Origin of the sequence: Streptomyces sp. NPDC001231 (genome assembly GCF_042896885.1) — a bacterium.
In the GTDB taxonomy this organism is placed as follows: domain Bacteria; phylum Actinomycetota; class Actinomycetes; order Streptomycetales; family Streptomycetaceae; genus Streptomyces.
Map to the genome: position 1 here is coordinate 1 of NZ_JBIAXS010000028.1, position 18,442 is coordinate 18,442.

Genomic DNA, 18,442 nt, shown 5'->3' on the forward strand with positions numbered 1-18,442 from the left:
CAGCCCCAACGAATACGAACACCGACACCACACGGCTAAGCTCACGCTGGCCGCATGACATGCCAACGCGTGTCCACCACCACGGGGGAAGGCCCTGGCGGGACTCGGGCCTGGCCGAGCACTGCCAGAACGTCACCGTGCTCGGCGACGGCGCCTGCATCAACACCGGCCCCGTGCCGTTGCCGGTCTTCACCGCCTTCGCCGGCCGGTCGACCGGGCCGTACATGTAGTCCGTGGTGGACGACAGGTACTCCGTGTGGTCGTCGCGAGAGAGTGGGAACCCGAGCGCGGCGAGCGGTGTACCAGAGATGACGGTGCATCGCGGGCCGGGCATACCGGTCGGATCGGGGGCTTCCCATGAGGCGGCGCGGGCGTAAGGGCAGGTGCAGTTGGGGCATCTTGGCCACCATCCTTCTGATAATGCCGGCTTCGGTGTCGGCATGCGTCGAGATGGACACGGACAGGAGCAAGGACGGGGGCACGCAGGCGGGTGAGCGCACCGCTTTCCCAGAGGCGGCGGTCGTCCCCCGGATTCCGTACGGGACGGACCTGCCCGGCAGCTCGGTCGTCGTCGACTTCGCCAGGGACGCCAGTGGGTTCGCGCTGCTCGCCGAGTGTGGGAAGACACGTTGTCGGCAGCGAGTCGCCGTGCTCGACAAGGGTGCCGACGCCTGGCGGCTCGGACGTTCCCCGCTGGCGGACGTGACCGTGGAGCACGGCATCACGGCGACGCTCAGGGTGCTGGGGCCCGGTCGCGCGCTGATCACGGAGGGCGTGTGGCCTCCGCCGGACCGGACCTGGTTCACGAGTGACGGGGGACGCCACTGGCGGCCGGGCTCAGCCAGGCCCTGGGGCACGGCCTTGATGCTGCCCGAGGGCGTCACCCTGTTCGAGGACTGCACACGGACGGACCAGGAGGGCAACAACTGTGAGCACGCCCGCATCCTCACGGCCCTGCCCACCACCGGAGAGTTCCGGTCCCTGGCCACTCAGCCCCCACTCCGGCCCCCCGTGATCCCGGCCGGGCAGACCAAGGACCTGGTCTTCGCCTCCGGTCGTGACCCGCACTCCGGCCGTGTCGCACTCGCCGTCAGCGAGGACGGGGGACTCAGCTGGCGGTTGTCCCGGCCGACGGTAACCGGAGAGTCGGTCTGGGCCCTGCGCGTGACCGGAACCGGAAAGGTGCTCTACGCGGCAGAGCCGGGCCAGCTGCCCGACGAGGGCAACGTGAAGAACGGCCTGCTGGCCCTCCACCGCAGCACGGACGGGGGCCGCACCTGGGAGCGCGTCTGGGAGCACCGCAAGAGCGTGGAACCGCGCTCCCTGCTCGGCACGCCGGTCGCCGCCGTCGACGGCAGCCTGACGATCTACAGTGAGGACGGCATCTGGCGCAGTACTGACGGCGGTCGTTCCTTCGCGCGCCTCCGAAACTCCGGAGGGATGTCGGGATGGGTGACCACGACGGCGCTCGGCTATCTGTGGGGCGACAGCTTCGGCGCTGGGAGCTGGGGCATATCCACCGACGGTGTCCACTGGACCAGGTTCGAACTGGGCAACGGGACCTGAGTAGGGTCGGGGACTGGCGCGGTGGCTGCCACTCGGTTTCCAGTCCCCGCCGCTTCAAACCGGTCGGGCAGATTCAGCTTCGGATAAGCGGCGGCGTAGGCGGCATGGTGCTCGGCGAGATGGGTGACGCCCTCCTCCGTGATCTCGAACCCCACGACGTAGCCGCGGCACTGGGAGCTCGTCTTCTGGGAGCACCACGGCGGCGGTCCTGGCCGCACCCGGCTGCCGACGGTTGTCAGCGGCCGCGTGCGGCAGACTTGGCGAGTTGTCAGCTGGTGCGGTTCACGGGAGCTGTCGGATGGCGAAGGCGTCGTAGACCATCCATGATCCGCCGGTTGTGGTGATGGTGACGGTGTTGTCGCCGGCCTTGAGGTTGGCGGCGGGCAGGGTCACGTTCAGCGTGGCCGGCTTGGTGTTATTAGCCGATGAGGCGCCACCGCCGCCGCCGGCCGGGGTCTGGACGTTGCTCACCGCGGCGCCATTGAGTCCGATCGCGAGCGCGGGCGGGGCAGTGGGGTGGGTATCCTCGAGCCAGGCGGTGAACGTCAGATCGCTGCTCGGCGCAGTGGCGAGGTTGAAGTTCAACGTGAACGTGTGCGACTGGCTCTTGGCCCAGGAGTCGAGAGGCCCGGGCTGGATGTAACTCCAATCGGTGGCCGGGTTGCTCACACCCGCAGTGAAGGTGACGTCATTAGGGAACGTCGACGGATAGGCACTGTATCGATTCGGGCTCAGCGCGAACTCATGACTGCTGGCATCGGTCTCCCCGACCATCATGATCGGCTTGCCGACGGTCGCCGACACAGTACTGCTCGCAGTGGGGAACTCCCCGTTGGCGGACAGCGTGACCGTCGCGTGGCCGAACGCGTCCTTAGCTGGGGTGAGGGAGAACGTGACGGTCTTGGACTCCCACGCATTCAGGGAGACGGGCTGTGGTGCGCTCGCCGTCCACCCGGACGGCACGTCCGCCTGCACCGTAACGTCCGTGCTGCGGGCCGTATTGTTGGTGACATTCACCCGGACAGATGTGGAGTGTCCGGCGACCAGATCCAGGCCCGCGGGAGTAGCTACGGTGGCATCGACCGGGTTGTACCCGACGCGGATCGTGCTGGCCCCCTCGTCACTGCTCTTCGCGTTCTTGTAGGTGGCCTGCGCGGACAGTGCCTGGTCACCGGGCTTTGCGTCCGCCGGGGCGGTGACCGCCCAGGTGGTCTTCACCGACTGGCCGGGCTTGAGCGTGACGACCGTGGTGGGCGAGGTGGCTTTAGCCGTCCAGCCCTTGGGCACGGTGAGGTTGACGGAGGCGCCCGACAGCGCCACGGGGCTGACGTCGTTGGTGTAGGTGGCCGTCACTGTGGCGGTGCCGCCGGGCTTGACGAACGAAGGCCGGTCGACCGTGAGCGAGTTGTGCGCGTTGTAGCCGGGAACGATCCACTTCTGGCTGGTCGTGCCGTCGCAGTCCCGCAGCTCCGCCGGGGTTCCGTTGGCGATGTCCGGGCCGGGGACGGTCAGGCAGCGGCCGGATGCCGGGTTGCGCAGGGAACCATTGGTCTCGGGCTGCCAGCTCTGCGCGGGGGTGCCGTCACAGTCGGCGAGTCCGGTCTTCCCGTCCGCAGTGGCGGTCAGGCACTTGTCGGACTGGCGGATCGTGCCGTCTCCGTGCCTGACCCACTGCTGGTTGGCAGCTTCTTCGCAGTGCCACAGGCCGAGCTTGCCTGGCTCCGCCGGGTCGGTCTGGTGGTTCTCCAGGCATCGCCCGGCCATACCCTCCAGGCGCTCGGTCTGCGACGTGTCCCACACGTCAGTGATCGTCAAAACGTCCGGGTCGGCCGTGTGGTTGATGTGGTCCAGGCCGTACATGTCCAGCAGCGTCTTCAGCACGTTGTAGTGCGTGATGTGCTCGTTGTACTCGCCGGCCTTGGCCATCGGCCCGACCATGATCGTCGGGATGTGGTTGGACGGGGTGAAGTCGTCCTCGTCCCAGGTCAGCACGAACAAACTGTTGTGCGTCTTGGCCCACTGGATGTACGAGTCGAAGGTCTTCTTGATGAAGGCGTCGCCCTGCGCGAGGGTCCCGTCATGCATGCTCTGCTGGCCGTTGCCCACGTAGAAGGAGACGGTGGGCAGCTTGGCGAACCCGTCCGGCGTGGTCGGGAAGTCCTCCTGCCGCTTGTCCATCGGGTTCAGGTGATCCGCGGTACCCGGCGTCGTCTTGTAGCGGAGCCACTGCGTGGGCTTGGCCTGGTTGGCGTAGTCCGCGAAGCTGTGCCCTTGGGTCACCAACTGGTTGGGGAGGTTGTCGGTGTCGACGGACGACGGCGCGGGATAGTCGTTGGTCTTGACGATGTCCGAGGCGGACAGCAGGGCGTAGTAGTTGGGCAGGCTCGGGTGCGTAATACCGTACGAGTTGGTGAATGACACACCCTGGGCTTCCAGGGACTTGATGTACGGCACCTGGTCCTGGGGCTTGGTGGACGGGTTGTTGAGGATGTCGTCGTAGCCCTTGTTCTCCATCATCACCATGACCACATGGTCCGGCCGCGGTACACCGGCAGCCGCAGCGGTGGATCTGGTGGTCGCGGCGGAGCTGGTGGCGGTGGTATCGGCGGCAGCCGACGAGACAGTCCCGCTGAGGGCTGTCACCGCCAGGACGGCCGAGGCCACCAGGCCACCAGCGCGTTGGCGCGTTATCCGCATCTGAACGCTCCCTTTGCTTCGAGTTCCGAAGTGATTTCGGGTTGAGCAACGGGATGCGTCCCGTAGGACCCCGCCCGCGCCGAACCCGGCCGTGCCGAGTGGCAGGGCGTCCGCCAACGACATGAGGAGCCCCCCACCTGCGAGTTGCGGTGCCGGCTCGGCACCCACCAGCAGTCGCCGGCCTGGACGGTCGGAGATCGTGAATGACCGGCGCGCCGATCACGGTGAGAAGGCCATGCCAGCCCTGCCGCAAGGCTCGAAAGCCTCAAACGGTAAGTTAACGGCCCTTTACTTCACCAACAGCGCGAAGCAGGTGAACATAGATCAAACTAATCGAGGGAGTGGAGGCGGCGGCACCAGTTGCTTGTCCGGTTCATCCCGCAAGGAACTCGACGGTCAGAGGCTGTTCTGAGCTCGCATCACGCGGCGGGCTGGAGGCTGCGGATCCGCAGAAGCTGCCGCAAGCCTGAGCCGGGCCCCCGCAACTCATCACGGCTCCTCCGGCGCGGACAGCAGCGCCGCCGACAGGCTCTCGCTGATGAACACCCCGTAACTTTCGGGGCTCCAGCCCTGGCGCAGCACCAGCAGCTCGTAGAGTTCGGGCGCGCTGTACGCGAAAAGGATGTCCCGGGCGTGTTCGACGGTCAGGCCGGCGCGCAGGTGATGGCGGTCGGCGAGGAACCGGGCATTGACCTCCATCCGGGCCAGCCGACTGTCATCGAGTTCCACCCGGAGCCGGGCCATCTCGGGTTCGGTCGCGGCAGCCGCGCGCACCAGCAGGAGGACAGGTGCGGTTGCGGGCATGACCTCGGTGATGAAGCCGCCCCACGCCCGGACGATCGCGTGCGGGTCGGCCGCATTCTCGCGCATGGCGTCCGAACGCTCCTGAGCGTGCACAGGGCCCCGGCCGGCCAGCCCCCGCTCCCACAGGGCCCGCACCAAAGCGGCCTTGCCGCCGAAGGCCTTGTAGACGGTTTCGACCGACACCCCGGCTGCGGCCGCCACGGCGGAGACCGTCGTCGCGCCGTAACCGCGCTCCTCGAAGAGCAGCTCAGCCGCATCGAGCACCGCCGCCCGATTACGCTCGGCCTGCTCGCGGCGCCGACTGGAATCGTAGCCCCGTGCCGCCTTGACCTGCACCACTTTTCGATCCAAACCTTTGAATCAATACAGCTACCTGTATCAGAATAGCGAAGGAAGTAGATCACGGACAACTGCTCGACCCGGGGGAACGCCCCCGAAGCGACAGTCGACCAACTGCTGGCCGCCATCAACACCCATAACCTCGACGCCTGGCCGACCCTTGATCCACCGTGGGGCCGTTACCTGTCAGTTCGCCGAGCGCGAGGAGATCGCGGTGCTGAGGACGAAAGAGTGCAGGGTGCGGGACATCGCCCGCCGCCTGAGCCGCTCTCCGTCGACGGTCTCGCGGGAGCTACGGCGCAACGCGGTGCCGCGTTCGTCGGCACCCAGGCCTGCCACCTCACGCAGGCCATCGGCCAGAGCACAGGCCCGCACGGTGCTCTGACAGGACGGTGCCGTCGGCGATCCCGTGATCCCGTTGCACGTACACGGGACCGCCCCTGCACGAGGCGGTACTGAGCCCCCGCTCCGTACGCCGCACCCAGACCCGGAAGCACCTACGCGAGGTCGGGCTCCGGGCTCATGGATCGAACCTCCAGGCGCCACAGCGAGTAGCCGTAGTTGGATGTCCGCTTGATGCCTTGCATCCGCACGTACCGGGCAGTCACCGGGTCGAGGGTGAGATCGTCCACGCGGGCGCCGGCCGGCTTGTCCCGAACCGAAGCCACCGTCTTCCAGTCAGCGGCGTCGTCGGATACCTGGATGTCGTAATCACGACCGGAGGCCGTCTCCCAGTCGAGCAGGACACGCCGGACGGTCTGCGGGGAACCGAGGTCGACCTGGATCCATTCACCGTCGCGGTAGGCACTGGCCCACCGGGTCGTGCCGTCGCCGTCGGTGGCGTTCTCCGGTCCCAGACTCGCCACTTCGGATGAGGACGCCGTCGTCGGCCGGTGCAGCGCCAGGTCGGGGACCTCGAAGACACGCATGCTCCACAGGGCGTACCCGTTCTGCTTGTTGCCCGCATGCGTGCCGACGAGACGTACCTGCCGTGCCGTGACCGGCTCGAACGCGAGAGTGTCCACTCCTGCGGCTTCACGGCCGGTACGGCTCGCGACGGTGGTCCAGTTCTCACCGTCCCGTGACACCTGGACCTCGTAGTCCCGCCCGTACGCGGGCGCCCAGTCCAACTCGACCTTGCTGATCGCGACCGGCTTGCCGAGGTCGACCCGCAGCCATGCCTCGTCTCCCGGACCGCTGGCCCATTGGGTGGTGCGCACCCCGTCGAAGGCCGCGGCCGCCGTGCCGGCGGAGGCAGTCGCTTCCTTGCCCAGGCTCACCTCTCCCGACACCGACGCGGCGAGTGTCGTCGCAACCTTCGTCAGCCCGGTGCCCACGCCGAGCTTGCGGACCGTCTCGAGGAAGGCGCTGTACGGCACGCCGGCCTTGGCCCCGCTCCACATCTTCTGCGCCAGCGTGCCGAATGTGGGCTCGACCAGCCTGTGCACGTCCAGTTCAGAGTAATTGTCCAGGGTCAGGTCGTTCCACACCGCCGACATGGCTCCGAGCAACTGCGGGTCGCCGGGGGCCACGCTCTGCCCGTTGGGGAAGACGTTCGGCTCCCACTGGTCGTAGAGGTACTTCCCGTCCAGCCCGTGGCCGTGGTAGTAGTTCGCGAACGGGACGATGTAGAGCAGGGCGTCGTTGGTGTTGATGAATGAGTAACCGTCTCGCTTGAGCGCCTGCGGTCCGTGCCAGCCGTTGTTCCAGCTGTTCATGGTCACGTCGCGGTCGTAACCCTCGCTGTTGGCCGCCATGACCGACAGGCTGCCCCAGGCCCGCGGATGCTTACCGAGCGAGCGGATGTGGGCGGCCATCTCGTTGAAGTAGACCTTGTAGCGGGGTTTGTCCACCGTGTACTCGTCGGCACCGAAGTGCACGTCGGGGCTACGGAACCAAGGCGTGAACTCGTCGAACACCGACTTCATGAACGCGGTGGTCTCCGGCTTGGACAGATCGAGGTGGTCGGAATCGCCGTTGTTGAGGCCGAGCGACGGGCGGAACCGTATGAACGCCAGCGAGTGGGCGGGCGCGTCGAACTCGGGGATGATCGTGACGCCGTTCGCGGCGGCGGTGTCCTCGAAGGACTCCCAGTCCGCGCGGTCATACGCCCCGTCCTTGGAAGCCAGCCCGGCCAGCTCGGGGTTGTCGGTCTTGAGCCGGAAGCCGGCCTCAACCTCGCTCCAGGGCCTGCCGCGCGGGAAACCGTTGTCGTTGAGGTGAAGCTGCAGCTCGTTGAGCTTGAACCAGCCCATCACCCGCAGGTAGTCGCGGATGTAGTCGGCGGTGAAGAACCGCCGCCCGACGTCCAGCATGAACCCGCGGACCTTGTAGTTGGGCCGTCCACGGCCGTACCCACGGGGACGGAGTCGCGACCGTCGTCGAGCAGCAGGATCTGCAGGAGGCTGCGGGTGCCGTAGTAGACACCCCTCGTGGTCGGCGCGGCGATCGTCACGTTGCGATCGGTGACCGTGAGGGTGTAGCCCTCCTCGGTGAACCGGGCGTCACCCGCCGCGTCGGCAAGGGAGGGATCGATCGACAGGACGATGTCGCCGTCCTGAGGGATCCGGGGGGACACGTCCAGCTTCCGCCCCGTCACCTGTGCGATCTCGGTGGAGAGTTGTGCGCCCTGGTCGCCGAGTTCGTCGACCTGCTTCTTGGCCAGCACGATCCGGCTGTGCTTGCGCAGATCGAACGAGCCCGTTCCGCCCTCCCACTGCTGAAGAGCGGGCACCACGGCCGGCCGCGGGTTGAGATCGGTCTTCGCGGGGCCGAGTCCCGGTGCGGCCACCGCGGACGGCACTGCCAGGAGGAGCACGGATATCCCGAGCGCCGCCCCTCTGATCAGTCGAGCTGCATGTCCATTCATGCGCACTCCAACCTACTTTCGAGCGGGATTGAACAACATATACCCGAGGTTCGCCATGAGGTATAGACCACTGCGCTGTCGGTATGGGGATGGGCGGCCTTGACGGCGGCGAGGCCCACGTCCAGGCCGATGACACTTTTTCAGCTTGATCAGCCGGTCGGCGAGGCACAGCGGGCCCCGCGGTCCGGCACCAGGTCGAACCACTGCCGGTCGGCCGCGGGCAGCCCGCGCACCGTGACCCCGCCCTCGGCGCCGCCGCGAGCGACCACGCGGCCGTTCGCGTGGATGGAGACTGCGTGCGCACCAGGTGCCTTCCGGGCGACCCTGTACGAGCCGTCGTCGCCGGCCGTGACCGTGGCTTCGGTGAACGGGATGCGCTGGTCGGCCAGATCAGCCCGACACCTACGAGCAGCGATCACGCAATGTCACTGAAGCCCGCTACGTCATCCGCCGCATCCTGCGCATCGCCGAGGACCGCGCCAAGGAACACGGCCTGAAACCCCTGCCCCATCAGGCCCTGCTCCAGGTCTGCGGAACCGACGGGGACATCACCGTCGGTCGGCCGGCCGCGCGCCTCGACATCGCCGCCGACTTCGCCTCACGCCTCGTGCGGCGTCTCGATGAGATGGGTCTCATCACCCGTACCCCGTCCGAGACCGACAGGCGCGTCACCATCGTGACCGCGACCAAGGACGGCGCCCAGAAGCTCTCGGCCATCGATGACGACATGCACCGCCACGCCGCCCTACTCCACCACGAACTCAGCGCCGACGAACGGCACATGGCCCTCTCGGTCTTCTCCTTCCACGTGGGCCTCGACCCCCCGAGCCCGGTCGCCCGAGCCATCCGCGCCGGGGCCGGTCACTGAGACGCCCGAGGCGGAGGAACTGCGGCGGATCGAGCAACTCCGCTCCACATTCGGCGAGTTCACGACGAGGCAGCACTTCACCAGCTCACCTGCCACGAAACCTCGCTACTTTGTCGGTACACGTGATCATTCGCGTGCCGGAGGCCTCGGGTTGGCGATGCCGTCACCTGGCGTGCAGGCGGACTCAGAAACATCCGCTCCTGACCGCTCCGCTCGGGAGTGGCTGCACCGCACAGGAGACACCCCATGCGTCGATCACGTTCCGTTGCCATAGCCGGCCTCGCGGCCCTGGCCGCCACGGTGTGCACACAGGCAGTGGTCGCCCCCACCGCGCAGGCCGCCCTCAACGAGCCCGCCCGCAGCGCCTGCCGCAACGCCGCCGACGTACCGGTCAGAACCGACGCGGTCTTCAACGACCCGGTCGCCGGCACCCCGACCGCGGTCGTCGAGCGCATCTGCTCGCTGATCAAGCAGGCCCCGGCCGGCGAGTCGATCGAGATCGCCGAGTTCGTCGTCTCGGGCGACGCGGGCTCCGACTACGTCGCGGCGCTACTCGACGCCCACCGGCGCGGCGTCGAGGTCCGCATGGTCATCGACGGCTATCAGATCAACAACCCCGCCGCAGCCAAACTCATCGACACCCTCGGCACCGACAAGTCGGCCTCGTCCTGGGTCCACGTCTGCAGTCACCCGAGCCCCGAGGGCAACACGACCTCCTGCCAGGGCACCAAAGGAATGCACAACAAGTTCTCCCTGTTCTCGTCGGTCGGCGGGCGACGCGACGTCGTCGTCCAGGCGTCGAACAACATCACCGACGTCAACTCGACCAGTTACTGGAACAACCTGGTCGTCCTGCCCGACAACCGCAAGCTGTTCGCCGGATACGGCCGCTACTTCGACGACCTCGCCGCCGAGGTGCAGAACCCCGACTACGACACCACCGTCACCGGGGGGATGCAGGGCGGCAAGGTGACCGCCCAGTTCTACCCGGTCGCCGACCGCGACCCGATCGCCGAACGCCTCGCCGAGGTCGGCTGCAGGAAGGACGGCCGCACCCGCGTGGAGATCGGCCAGTCCGAGTGGGACGCCACCCGGCTCGCGATCGTCGACGAGCTCGCCGAACTCGTGACGGCCGGATGCGAGGTGCGCGTCGTGCACGGCATCGCCGACCCAGAGGTCACGGCGGCGCTGGAAACGGCCGGCGTTCCGCGCAGGGTGCTCGACGGCAGCACGAAAGCCGGGCGCATCCACTCCAAGTACATGGTGGTCACCGACCCGACCGGCCCCGGCGCCCATCGGGGCTGGGTGATGACGGGCAGTCACAACTTCAACGCCACCTCTCTGCAGCGCAACGACGAGGCGATGGTCGAGCTGTCCCAGCCCGGCGTGGTCGAGGCGTACGCCGCCAACTTCGCCCGAGTGTGGGAGGTCGGGGCAGAAGGCTGAGCCGCCTCGCCCCGGCGAAGGCGTCGACGGCCCCGACTCGATCGCACACGGAACCGACGAAGACATCACCGTCGGCCGACTGGCCGCGCGCCTCGACAGCGCCGCCGCCGGTCACTGGAACCGTCAGCGGCGCGGGCTGCTCCCGTCGCCGAAAGGCTCCCGGCGGCCTGCTGCGTTCCCGTCCCGTCCACGGGCCAGATCGGCCTCCGGGGAGGAGTTTGTGAACACCCGGGAGCCGCCGCCGACTCGTGAGCCGTGACGGGATTCCTGTTCCGTCTCCCCGGTTCTCGTCAGCCGGAGCGTGGATCAGGCCCGTTGGTCCAGGCGCCGCAGCCGCTTATGGGCGGATTGCTTCATGACGCCCATGGTGCGGCCGATCTCCTTCTCCGAGAGGAGTCCCTGACCGCCGCGCGAAACTTTGGTCGTCGAAACCATTATTTGCTGACCGGCACCGCCGCCAGGCGGAAGGAAGAACGAGGGCTCGGGCCAAGTGCGGTCCGAGCCCTCGCCCGTTCAATCTGCGCGATCAGGACCGGCTGCGGGCGCACGACGCGGACACGGTCGAGGCCCCGCCGACCCGAGGCGGCGCGGCGGCCGAGCCCGAGGGTCCGGCAGCTGGTGCGGAGGGCGAGACGGCCGGCGGCGAAGGCCAGGAGCAGGATGTCGGTGCGCGGCGGGACGCCGATGAGGTGGTGCCGGGGGCGCCGGCTCCTCGTCGGCGCCCCGGCACCACAGCTCAGATCTCGGGCACGGCCTCCTACGTCTGGGGCGCGAGGTCCGGGCCCAGGGAGGAGAACTTCTCCTGGGAGACGACTCGCTGGGGCGGCCAGGTGATGTTCTTCGGGGGCCACTTCTGGCCGGTCTTCTTCAGGAACCACTCCGGGGGCTCGTACATCGGCGGCTCGTAGCCGTCGGGTAGTGCCGTCTTCCACTGCACCCCGCGCGTACGCTCCTTGAACTCGTCCTTGATCGCCTTGAGCCGGTCGGGCTGGGTGACGAGGTCGACGGCGGTGGCCGCCAGATAGCGCGCGGCCGCGAGCACGGCGGCCTGGCCGGGGGCGGCGGCCGCGCAGGCCGCGGTGGACCAGGTGTGCATCTTGGTGCCGATGGGGGCGAGCGCCGCGCCCATCGAGACGGTCGGCACGTTCCAGCTGATGTCGGCGACGTCCGTGGAACCGCCGCCCAGGAAGGCGGGGTTGGGTGGAGTGAGGTCGCCTATCGTGTCGTGCATGCCCTTCTGGGGCAGTCCCAGGGACGCCTGGAGGTCCTTCGCGAGCTTGTGCGCTTCGTCGGTGAACCGGGGCGGTCCGATCTGCCGCATGTTCTCGTGCAGGAGTTCCGCGAACGACTTGGAGGGCAGCTGGTTCCAGCAGGCCGAGGTGATGCGGTGGCGCACGCTGGTCTGGCTGGCCTTGGCCGCGGCCTCGGAGACCGCGATGACCTTGTCCAGGAGCACCTGTACGCGCGCGGGGCTGCCCTCGCGGACGTAGTAGGAGATCTCGGCTATCTCGGGGGTGACGTTGGGGATGTCGCCGCCGTTGTTGATCACCCAGTGGAGCCGTCCCGAGGGGGCCAGGTTCTCCTCGCGCAGGAACTCCGACATGGTCGCCATCATCACGGCCGCGTCCAGCGCGCTCTTGTTGCCCAGCGGGGTGCCGCCGTGGCCCGCGACGCCGAGGAAGGTGAAGGTGACGGCGGTCATCGCGGTGGTGGAGCCCCACCCGGTGGCGTTGGCGGTCGACGGGTGCCAGTCGAGGAAGGCGTCCAGGCCGTCGTACACGCCCTTGCTGACGGCGTAGGTCTTGCCGATCAGCGTCTCCTCGGCCGTCGAGCCGAAGAACTTCACGGTCACCGGGAGCTTGTGCTTCTTCGCCGCCTGCGCGACGGCGGCCGCCGCGGCGGCCGCGGCCGTGCCGAGCGCGCTGTGGCCGCAGCCGTGGCCGGGGCCGTAGCTGGGCGCGAAGGGGTCGTGGACGTACTCACGCGGGTCGTGGTGGCCGACGCCCTTGTTCTGCGAGAGGCCGGGCAGCGCGTCGTACTCGCCGCTGAAGCCGAGCACGGGTCCGCCGCTGCCGGAGGTGAAGGTCGCGGTGAACGCGGTCGGGAAGCCCGCGGTGCCGAACTCGACGCGGAATCCGGCCTTCTCCAGGAACGCCGCCTCGGCGAGTGAGGAGTTCCACTCGCGCAGCGAGAGTTCGGAGTTCTCCCAGATCTCGGAGTTGAGCCCGGTGACCTGGTCGGCGTTGGCGGTGATCCAGGCGAGCGCGGAGGTCTTGGCGGGGCTGTCCTTGGCGAGGCCGGTGGGGGCGCGGTAGCCGGCGGCCGGACTGTCGTCTGCGGCGGCTGCCATCGCGGGGTCGGCCTCCGCGGTCATCGCGGCGGCTGTCACGCCGGCGGCGCCGAGGAGTTGCATGATGCGTCGTCTGCTGAGTGTGGGGCCGCTCGTGTTCAGAGGTTCGTGCTCGTGCTCATGCTGATCGTGCAGGTCACACACATGGACCTCCGGGAGTGAGGTTAGGTGTAAGCGGCAAGCGATCAGCAACATTGGCCCCAGAACTTTGCTTCGTCAACATCCCGGGACGACAAAGTTGTTACTCAGGGGCATGAACGACCGCGGAGGGCTGTGGGACGGGGGCGCACAGCAGCCGGGAAGGGTGAGCAGCGAGCGGGCCGACGCGCATGACTCGGTCCAGTCGGCAGCCGTTTGCAGGCTGGCCACCGGGCGCCTCGTGGGCGGCACGGCCGCACTGGTGGCGCTGACCGGCGTGGCCATCGGTGGGCTGGCTCTGGCCCGCTCCCGCCGCACCGCCACATGATCGACCGGCCGACCCGCCGACCGGCCGACCCGCCGACCGGCCGACCGGCCGACCGCAACAAGTGCCGGCACGCGTTCAGGTCTGCCTGTCAGGCACCGGCCACCCCGGCTGCCCCACTGGTCCGGTAATCATCCCAAGTCCGGCCGTCTGGCAGGCGGCCGCCGGCCTTCGAGGTGAGCCCGCCGATCTGCTTGAAGCGCAGGGCCACCTGACGTTCGACACAGCGGTCCGGATGTCGCAGGCCCAGGCCAAGTCCGAAAGGTCGGTGATTCGGGCCGCTCTCGCCACCAACGATCACCGCGCCGGCCTCAGGGACGGCACCGGGACTCCGAGCAATCCGGTAGCAGAGGTAGGAACGCCACAGCAGCTCACAGGCCGTGCGCAGCACCGTGGCGGCGGCCTCGGGCACGCCGGCCGGCACTGCCGGGAGGCGGGCGGGGGCATCGCTGCGGGCGACGAGGCGCGCTGCACCGGGGGCCGGCAGCCCGTTGTGGCTGAGAACGGCATTTTTTCGTTTGCGAGCCATCCGAATCCGGCCCTGAGACGTAACTACTGTGGAGAGAGTTCCTTAGCGAGATTCAGGAGGAGCAATGGCTATCTTCAGCAAACTCATGCCTGCAAGGAACGACGACCACCGCTCGTCGAGGCACCACAGCGGACACGGTTCGCGTCATCGCAGCGGACACGGTTCGCACCACCGCAGCGGACACCGTTCGGGTCACCGCAGCGGACACCGCCGTAGCCGCCACTGACCGAATGAGTGCTGGGCGGGCCGGAGACTGGAGTCCCGGTCCGCTTCGCAGACCCCCGAGGTGCGCGTCTCATGGTGCATGTCCTGCGGCGTCTGCTGTCGGTGGAGGCTTCCGACGCCGTCGTGGCGGCCGCGCCCGCGATGGCGCCGCGTGAGGTGTTCCGGCGGTTCTGGCCCTACACGCGCGGCGGTCGGCGATGGCTCGTCCCCGTTCTCCTCTTCAGCCTGGTCGGCCCGGCCGTGAACGCCTCGGAGATCTGGCTGTTCAAAACCGTCGTGGACGCTGTGCTCGTCCCCCGCGATCTGCGGCCGCTGCTCTGGCTCGCACCGGTCTACCTGGGGCTCATCGTCTGCTCCGGGGTGCTGCGGTTCGCCGACGACGTGACATCGGCCTGGGTCGGCGAGCGCTTCCTGCTCTCTCTTCGCGCCGATGTGTTCCGGCACGTCCAGGGGCTGTCGCTCGGCTTCTTCGAACGCCGGCGGCTAGGGGACGTGCTGTCCCGCATCACGGGCGACGTCGACGCGGTCGAGACGTTCCTGCTCTCCGGGGTGGCGGACGCCCTCTACTACGTGGTCTGCCTGGGTGTCTACCTCGGCATGCTGATCTACCTGCGGTGGGACCTGACCCTGCTCGCCCTCGCCATCGTGCCGCTGTTCTGGGCCGCCGCCCGGCACTTCTCGCGGCTGATCAAGGCCGCGTCACGGGAACGCAGGCGCCGCAGCGGCTCGCTCAGCGCGGTCGCCGAGGAGGCGCTCGGCAACGTCGCGCTGGTGCAGGCGTACAACCGGCAGGGGTGGGAGGAGCACCGGTTCCAGCGGGAGAACGTGGGCAAGTTCCGGGCGGCGATGGCTTCGACGCGGATCCGGGCCGTCTACTCGCCCGTCGTCGAGATCATCGAGGTGACCGGCGGCCTGGCGGTGATGGGCCTGGGCACCTGGAAGCTGGCCCAGGGACAGCTCACCCTGGGTGGACTGCTGGTCTTCCTCGCGCTGATCGGCAAGCTCTACAGCCCGGTCCGCGGCCTGTCCGGCCTCGGCAACACCTTCTACGCGGCCTCCGCCTCGGCCGAGCGGATCATCGAGTTGCAGGACCAGCGGCCACAGGTCGTCGAGGCTCCGGGCGCCCGGCGGATCGGCCGCGCGCGGGGGGACGTGGAGCTCGACGGCGTCTGGTTCCGCTATCCCGGTGCCTCCTCGTGGGCGCTGTCGGACGTGTCCTTCCACGTGGCCTCGGGCGAAACGCTGGCGTTGGTCGGGGCGAGCGGGGCCGGCAAGTCGACGGTCGCCAAGCTCCAGTTGCGCTTCTACGACCCCGACCGGGGCGCGGTTCTCCTCGACGGCACCGACCTGCGGGACCTGAGCCTGTCCGCGGTACGGGAGAACGTCGCGGTGGTGCTCCAGGAGACCCTTGTCTTCCACGGCACCGTGCGGGAGAACATCGCCTACGGCCTGCCGGACGCGACGGACGCCGATGTCGTCGCGGCGGCGCGCGCGGCGGACGCGCACGAGTTCATCGAGCGGCTCTCGGAGGGCTATGACACGCTGGTCGGCCAGCGCGGCCGGACGCTGTCCGGCGGACAGTGCCAGCGCCTGGCGATCGCCCGGGCGATGATCAGGGACGCGCCTGTACTGCTGCTGGACGAGCCGACCACCGGACTCGACGTCCGGTCGGGCCGACGGATCATGGACCCGCTGCGCCGGCTCATGGCCGGGCGGACCACCGTCGTCATCTCCCACAACCTGCTGACCGTCCGGGACGCCACCCGCATCGTGGTGCTCGACCACGGCCGGATCGTCGAGCACGGCGCCCACGACGACCTGCTGGGCCGCGACGGCACGTACGCCCGGCTGCACCGGCTCAGCGTGGGCGCGGTGCTGTCATGAGCGCCCCCGCCCCCTGGGCCCCGGGTACGAAACCGGCGCCGGGCTACGTGATCCTGGAGCATCTGGCGCGCACCGGCTGGCTCGACGTCTACGACGCCTGGAGCGAGGAACGCGACTGCCGGTGCGTGATCAAGGTGGTGCGGCCGGACCACCGCGGCGAGCAGCGGCTGGGCGAGCGGCTGCTGCGCGAGGGGCGGTGGCTGCGGGACTTCGCCCATCCACACCTGGTCCGTGGCTACGAAACGTTCACCTCGCCCGAGCCGCTCGTCGTCCTGGAGACACTGACCGGTGAGACCCTGTCCCACCTCGTGCACCGGATGCGGCGGCGGCCGGCCGCCGCCGATGTGGCGCTGCTCGGGGTGCAGATGTGTTCGGCGGTCCACTACCTCCACGGTCGGGGCCTGCTCCATCTGGATCTCAAGCCTGCCAACGTCGTGGTCGACCGCGGCCACGCCAAGGTACTGGACCTGAGTCTCGCCCGGCCTCCGGGGCCCGCCCCCGCGGGACTGGGCACGTGCTGCTATCTCGCTCCGGAGCAGGCCCGGGGCGGGCCGCTCACGGCCGCCACCGACGTCTGGGGCATCGGCGTCACACTGTTCGAAACAGCCTGCGGAGAGGAACCGGTCGCCTGCGAAGCCGGCCAGGCTGCGACAGACGGCCACGACCATGACACCGATGACCGGTATTGGCAGCTCGAACAGGCCGCCCCACCGATCGGGACCCGGCGACGCCTGCCGCTCGCCCTCGCCGCCGCCATCGACACCTGCCTACGGGCCGATCCATCGTCCCGGCCCACGGTCGCCGCACTGGCCTGCGCCCTCACGGCAGCGCTGCCCCCGTGACACCACCCGGACGGCAGCCCCAACCTCCCGAGCCCGCACAGGACGGCCTACGGGCGAACCATGGCAAGAGCGATACCGCCGGCAGACACCCGCGGGCGCCGGAAAACATGTGCGCGCCGACGCCCCTGCACGACTTCGTGCAGGCCCTGGCCGACCACCACCCCAGCGACGCGCACGACAACAGGGCCATCCCCGCCTTGCCCACCCCGCGCTGAAGCCGCACAGACCCACAGCGATGCGGCGGAGGCGGAACCATCGGGTCACGACACCGCCCCGCGAGCGGTCACCCGAAGCAATCCCGGCAGAGCACATCACGCAAGGTCGCAAGGTCACACAGAGGAGCAGCGGTGTGGTGGATACGGCAGGAGCAGCGGACGATGGACGACGGAGCAAAGCCGAAGGGAAGACTTCCCGATGACTGTTGCGAGCCGCGACAGGCTCCGGCGCGTTGGCATGACGGCCCTGCAGATCGGCGCCGTCGCCGTGCTGTACTACGCCTCCGGCAGGCTGGGACTGCTCCAACAACTCGTGCGCGGCCAGGTCACGCCGCTGTGGCCTCCGACCGGCATCGCCCTGGCCGGCCTGCTCCTGATCGGCCCGCGGATCTGGCCCGGGATCGCGCTCGGCGCCTTCCTGATCAACATCTCACTCGGACCAACGACCCCCGCCGTGCTCGCCATCACGGCAGGCAACACACTCGCGCCCCTCTGCTCCTACGCGCTCCTTCGCCGCACCGGGTTCCGCCCCCGGATGAACCGCTTCCAGGACGCGCTCGCACTCGTCTTCCTCGGCGCGCTCACCGGCATGCTCATCAGCGCCACCGTGGGCAGCAGCGCCCTGAACCTCGCTCACGCGCTGCCCCCTGGCGGATTCTGGCTCACCTGGTGGGTCTGGTGGACCGGCGACGCCATGGGCGTCCTGCTGGTCACGCCGCTGCTGCTCGTCCTCCGCTCGGCGCACTGGCCGAAGGACATCCCTCGATCCGGATGGGCGGAGGGATCGCTGCTTGTCGCGGCCACCATCGCCGTCGGTCTCCTGCAAACCTCCCCCGCACCGCTGCTCTTCCTCGGCTTCCCGCTGCTGACCTGGGCAGCCTTCCGCTTCCAGCGCGCCGGAGCCACACCCTGCGCGCTGGCCGTATCCACCTTCGCCATCCTCGCCGCCACCCGCAGGAGTGGCCCGTTCGCCGGGCACACGCTGCTCACCGACATGATTTCACTGCAGGCATTCAACGGCACCGCCGCGCTGACCGCGCTGCTGCTCGCCGCCGCCATCACCGAGCGGAACCAGACCCAGGAAAAGATCGAAGAGGCCTGCAGACGGCTCTCCGAGATGGTGGCGAGGGCCGCACCGCACACCGGCGGCCTGCCAGCGCCCGACGCCCAGGACGACGAGGAGGAGAACGGCGGACAGACCCGACCTTCGTGATCAATCAACAACTGCGACGCGGTGCGCGCGGCAGCGGCCACCGCGATCCTCGCAGCCCGAAACACCACCCCGTGCCGCGCCCACGCTGCCCGCCCGGGCCGGCCTGCCCGGCTTCGCCTCCGGCAACGCGCC

14 protein-coding genes and 2 pseudogenes are annotated in these 18,442 nt (G+C 69.0%); 9 read left to right on the top strand and 7 right to left on the bottom strand.

What is annotated here, in order from left to right; all coding sequences use genetic code 11:
• Positions 1 to 95: 95 nt before the first annotated feature.
• Positions 96 to 176, top strand: a pseudogene (locus tag ACFY3J_RS29045) (IS5/IS1182 family transposase); the annotation flags it as partial.
• A 244-nt stretch (positions 177 to 420) separates the two neighbouring features.
• Positions 421 to 1,566, top strand: a complete 1,146-nt coding sequence (locus ACFY3J_RS29050) for a WD40/YVTN/BNR-like repeat-containing protein (protein ID WP_390842044.1) — start codon at positions 421 to 423, stop codon at positions 1,564 to 1,566.
• A 282-nt stretch (positions 1,567 to 1,848) separates the two neighbouring features.
• On the opposite strand, the gene ACFY3J_RS29055 is transcribed toward ACFY3J_RS29050, so the two are convergent.
• A complete protein-coding gene (locus ACFY3J_RS29055; RefSeq protein WP_390842045.1) occupies positions 1,849 to 4,089 on the bottom strand; it encodes an alkaline phosphatase family protein in 2,241 nt (746 codons plus the stop codon).
• A 663-nt stretch (positions 4,090 to 4,752) separates the two neighbouring features.
• Positions 4,753 to 5,406 (bottom strand): TetR family transcriptional regulator, encoded by a 654-nt coding sequence (locus ACFY3J_RS29060; protein WP_390842046.1) that lies wholly within the window; start codon positions 5,404 to 5,406, stop codon positions 4,753 to 4,755.
• A 114-nt stretch (positions 5,407 to 5,520) separates the two neighbouring features.
• Between ACFY3J_RS29060 and ACFY3J_RS29065 the strand changes: the two are divergent.
• A pseudogene (locus ACFY3J_RS29065) lies at positions 5,521 to 5,725 on the top strand (helix-turn-helix domain-containing protein); the annotation flags it as partial.
• A gap of 178 nt (positions 5,726 to 5,903) precedes the next feature.
• On the opposite strand, the gene ACFY3J_RS29070 reads toward ACFY3J_RS29065, so the two are convergent.
• From ACFY3J_RS29070 to ACFY3J_RS29080, 3 genes are all read right to left on the bottom strand, one after another.
• Positions 5,904 to 7,721: a discoidin domain-containing protein gene (locus ACFY3J_RS29070; protein ID WP_390842047.1), complete on the bottom strand. Its 1,818-nt coding sequence runs from the start codon at positions 7,719 to 7,721 to the stop codon at positions 5,904 to 5,906.
• Positions 7,661 to 8,224, bottom strand: a complete 564-nt coding sequence (locus tag ACFY3J_RS29075) for a glycoside hydrolase family 20 zincin-like fold domain-containing protein (protein WP_390842048.1) — start codon at positions 8,222 to 8,224, stop codon at positions 7,661 to 7,663. Before ACFY3J_RS29075 ends, ACFY3J_RS29070 begins: the two co-directional genes overlap by 61 nt.
• A gap of 200 nt (positions 8,225 to 8,424) precedes the next feature.
• A complete protein-coding gene (locus tag ACFY3J_RS29080; RefSeq protein WP_384187254.1) occupies positions 8,425 to 8,694 on the bottom strand; it encodes a hypothetical protein in 270 nt (89 codons plus the stop codon).
• Positions 8,695 to 8,768: 74 nt separating this feature from the next.
• Here ACFY3J_RS29080 and ACFY3J_RS29085 point away from each other — a divergent pair, with 74 nt between their 5' ends.
• Both ACFY3J_RS29085 and ACFY3J_RS29090 read left to right on the top strand, forming a co-directional pair.
• The gene (locus tag ACFY3J_RS29085) at positions 8,769 to 9,143 is read left to right on the top strand and encodes a MarR family transcriptional regulator (RefSeq protein ID WP_390842096.1); all 375 of its coding nucleotides are present in this window, start codon (positions 8,769 to 8,771) and stop codon (positions 9,141 to 9,143) included.
• A 246-nt stretch (positions 9,144 to 9,389) separates the two neighbouring features.
• Positions 9,390 to 10,589, top strand: coding sequence for a phosphatidylserine/phosphatidylglycerophosphate/cardiolipin synthase family protein (locus tag ACFY3J_RS29090; RefSeq protein ID WP_390842049.1), 1,200 nt, complete (start codon positions 9,390 to 9,392; stop codon positions 10,587 to 10,589).
• A 757-nt stretch (positions 10,590 to 11,346) separates the two neighbouring features.
• On the opposite strand, the gene ACFY3J_RS29095 is transcribed toward ACFY3J_RS29090, so the two are convergent.
• Entirely contained in the window at positions 11,347 to 13,002 is a 1,656-nt protein-coding gene (locus ACFY3J_RS29095) for an amidohydrolase (RefSeq protein ID WP_384187248.1), read from the bottom strand.
• Positions 13,003 to 13,192: 190 nt separating this feature from the next.
• On the opposite strand from ACFY3J_RS29095, the gene ACFY3J_RS29100 reads away from it, so the two are divergent.
• Entirely contained in the window at positions 13,193 to 13,405 is a 213-nt protein-coding gene (locus ACFY3J_RS29100; RefSeq protein ID WP_384187245.1) for a hypothetical protein, read from the top strand.
• 88 nt (positions 13,406 to 13,493) lie between these two features.
• On the opposite strand, the gene ACFY3J_RS29105 is transcribed toward ACFY3J_RS29100, so the two are convergent.
• Positions 13,494 to 13,931 (bottom strand): DUF5131 family protein, encoded by a 438-nt coding sequence (locus ACFY3J_RS29105; protein WP_384187243.1) that lies wholly within the window; start codon positions 13,929 to 13,931, stop codon positions 13,494 to 13,496.
• A 297-nt stretch (positions 13,932 to 14,228) separates the two neighbouring features.
• On the opposite strand from ACFY3J_RS29105, the gene ACFY3J_RS29110 reads away from it, so the two are divergent.
• From ACFY3J_RS29110 to ACFY3J_RS29120, 3 genes are all read left to right on the top strand, one after another.
• Positions 14,229 to 16,040 (top strand): ABC transporter ATP-binding protein, encoded by a 1,812-nt coding sequence (locus ACFY3J_RS29110; RefSeq protein ID WP_384187241.1) that lies wholly within the window; start codon positions 14,229 to 14,231, stop codon positions 16,038 to 16,040.
• The gene (locus ACFY3J_RS29115; RefSeq protein WP_384187238.1) at positions 16,037 to 16,882 is read left to right on the top strand and encodes a serine/threonine-protein kinase; all 846 of its coding nucleotides are present in this window, start codon (positions 16,037 to 16,039) and stop codon (positions 16,880 to 16,882) included. The genes ACFY3J_RS29110 and ACFY3J_RS29115 overlap by 4 nt, the downstream gene beginning before the upstream one ends.
• Positions 16,883 to 17,335: 453 nt before the next feature.
• A complete protein-coding gene (locus ACFY3J_RS29120) occupies positions 17,336 to 18,310 on the top strand; it encodes an MASE1 domain-containing protein (RefSeq protein WP_384187236.1) in 975 nt (324 codons plus the stop codon).
• The last annotated feature ends 132 nt before the right edge of the window (positions 18,311 to 18,442 follow it).

Excerpts from the sequence above, each read along its gene's own strand:
- ACFY3J_RS29100 (WP_384187245.1), top strand. The coding sequence starts at position 13,193 with ATGAACGACCGCGGAGGGCTGTGGGACGGGGGCGCACAGCAGCCGGGA.
- ACFY3J_RS29095 (WP_384187248.1), bottom strand. The coding sequence starts at position 13,002 with ATGCAACTCCTCGGCGCCGCCGGCGTGACAGCCGCCGCGATGACCGCG.
- ACFY3J_RS29050 (WP_390842044.1), top strand. The coding sequence starts at position 421 with ATGCCGGCTTCGGTGTCGGCATGCGTCGAGATGGACACGGACAGGAGC.
- ACFY3J_RS29120 (WP_384187236.1), top strand. The coding sequence starts at position 17,336 with ATGACGGCCCTGCAGATCGGCGCCGTCGCCGTGCTGTACTACGCCTCC.
- ACFY3J_RS29090 (WP_390842049.1), top strand. The coding sequence starts at position 9,390 with ATGCGTCGATCACGTTCCGTTGCCATAGCCGGCCTCGCGGCCCTGGCC.
- ACFY3J_RS29110 (WP_384187241.1), top strand. The coding sequence starts at position 14,229 with ATGGTGCATGTCCTGCGGCGTCTGCTGTCGGTGGAGGCTTCCGACGCC.
- ACFY3J_RS29115 (WP_384187238.1), top strand. The coding sequence starts at position 16,037 with ATGAGCGCCCCCGCCCCCTGGGCCCCGGGTACGAAACCGGCGCCGGGC.
- ACFY3J_RS29105 (WP_384187243.1), bottom strand. The coding sequence starts at position 13,931 with ATGGCTCGCAAACGAAAAAATGCCGTTCTCAGCCACAACGGGCTGCCG.
- ACFY3J_RS29055 (WP_390842045.1), bottom strand. The coding sequence starts at position 4,089 with ATGGTGATGATGGAGAACAAGGGCTACGACGACATCCTCAACAACCCG.
- ACFY3J_RS29070 (WP_390842047.1), bottom strand. The coding sequence starts at position 7,721 with ATGCTGGACGTCGGGCGGCGGTTCTTCACCGCCGACTACATCCGCGAC.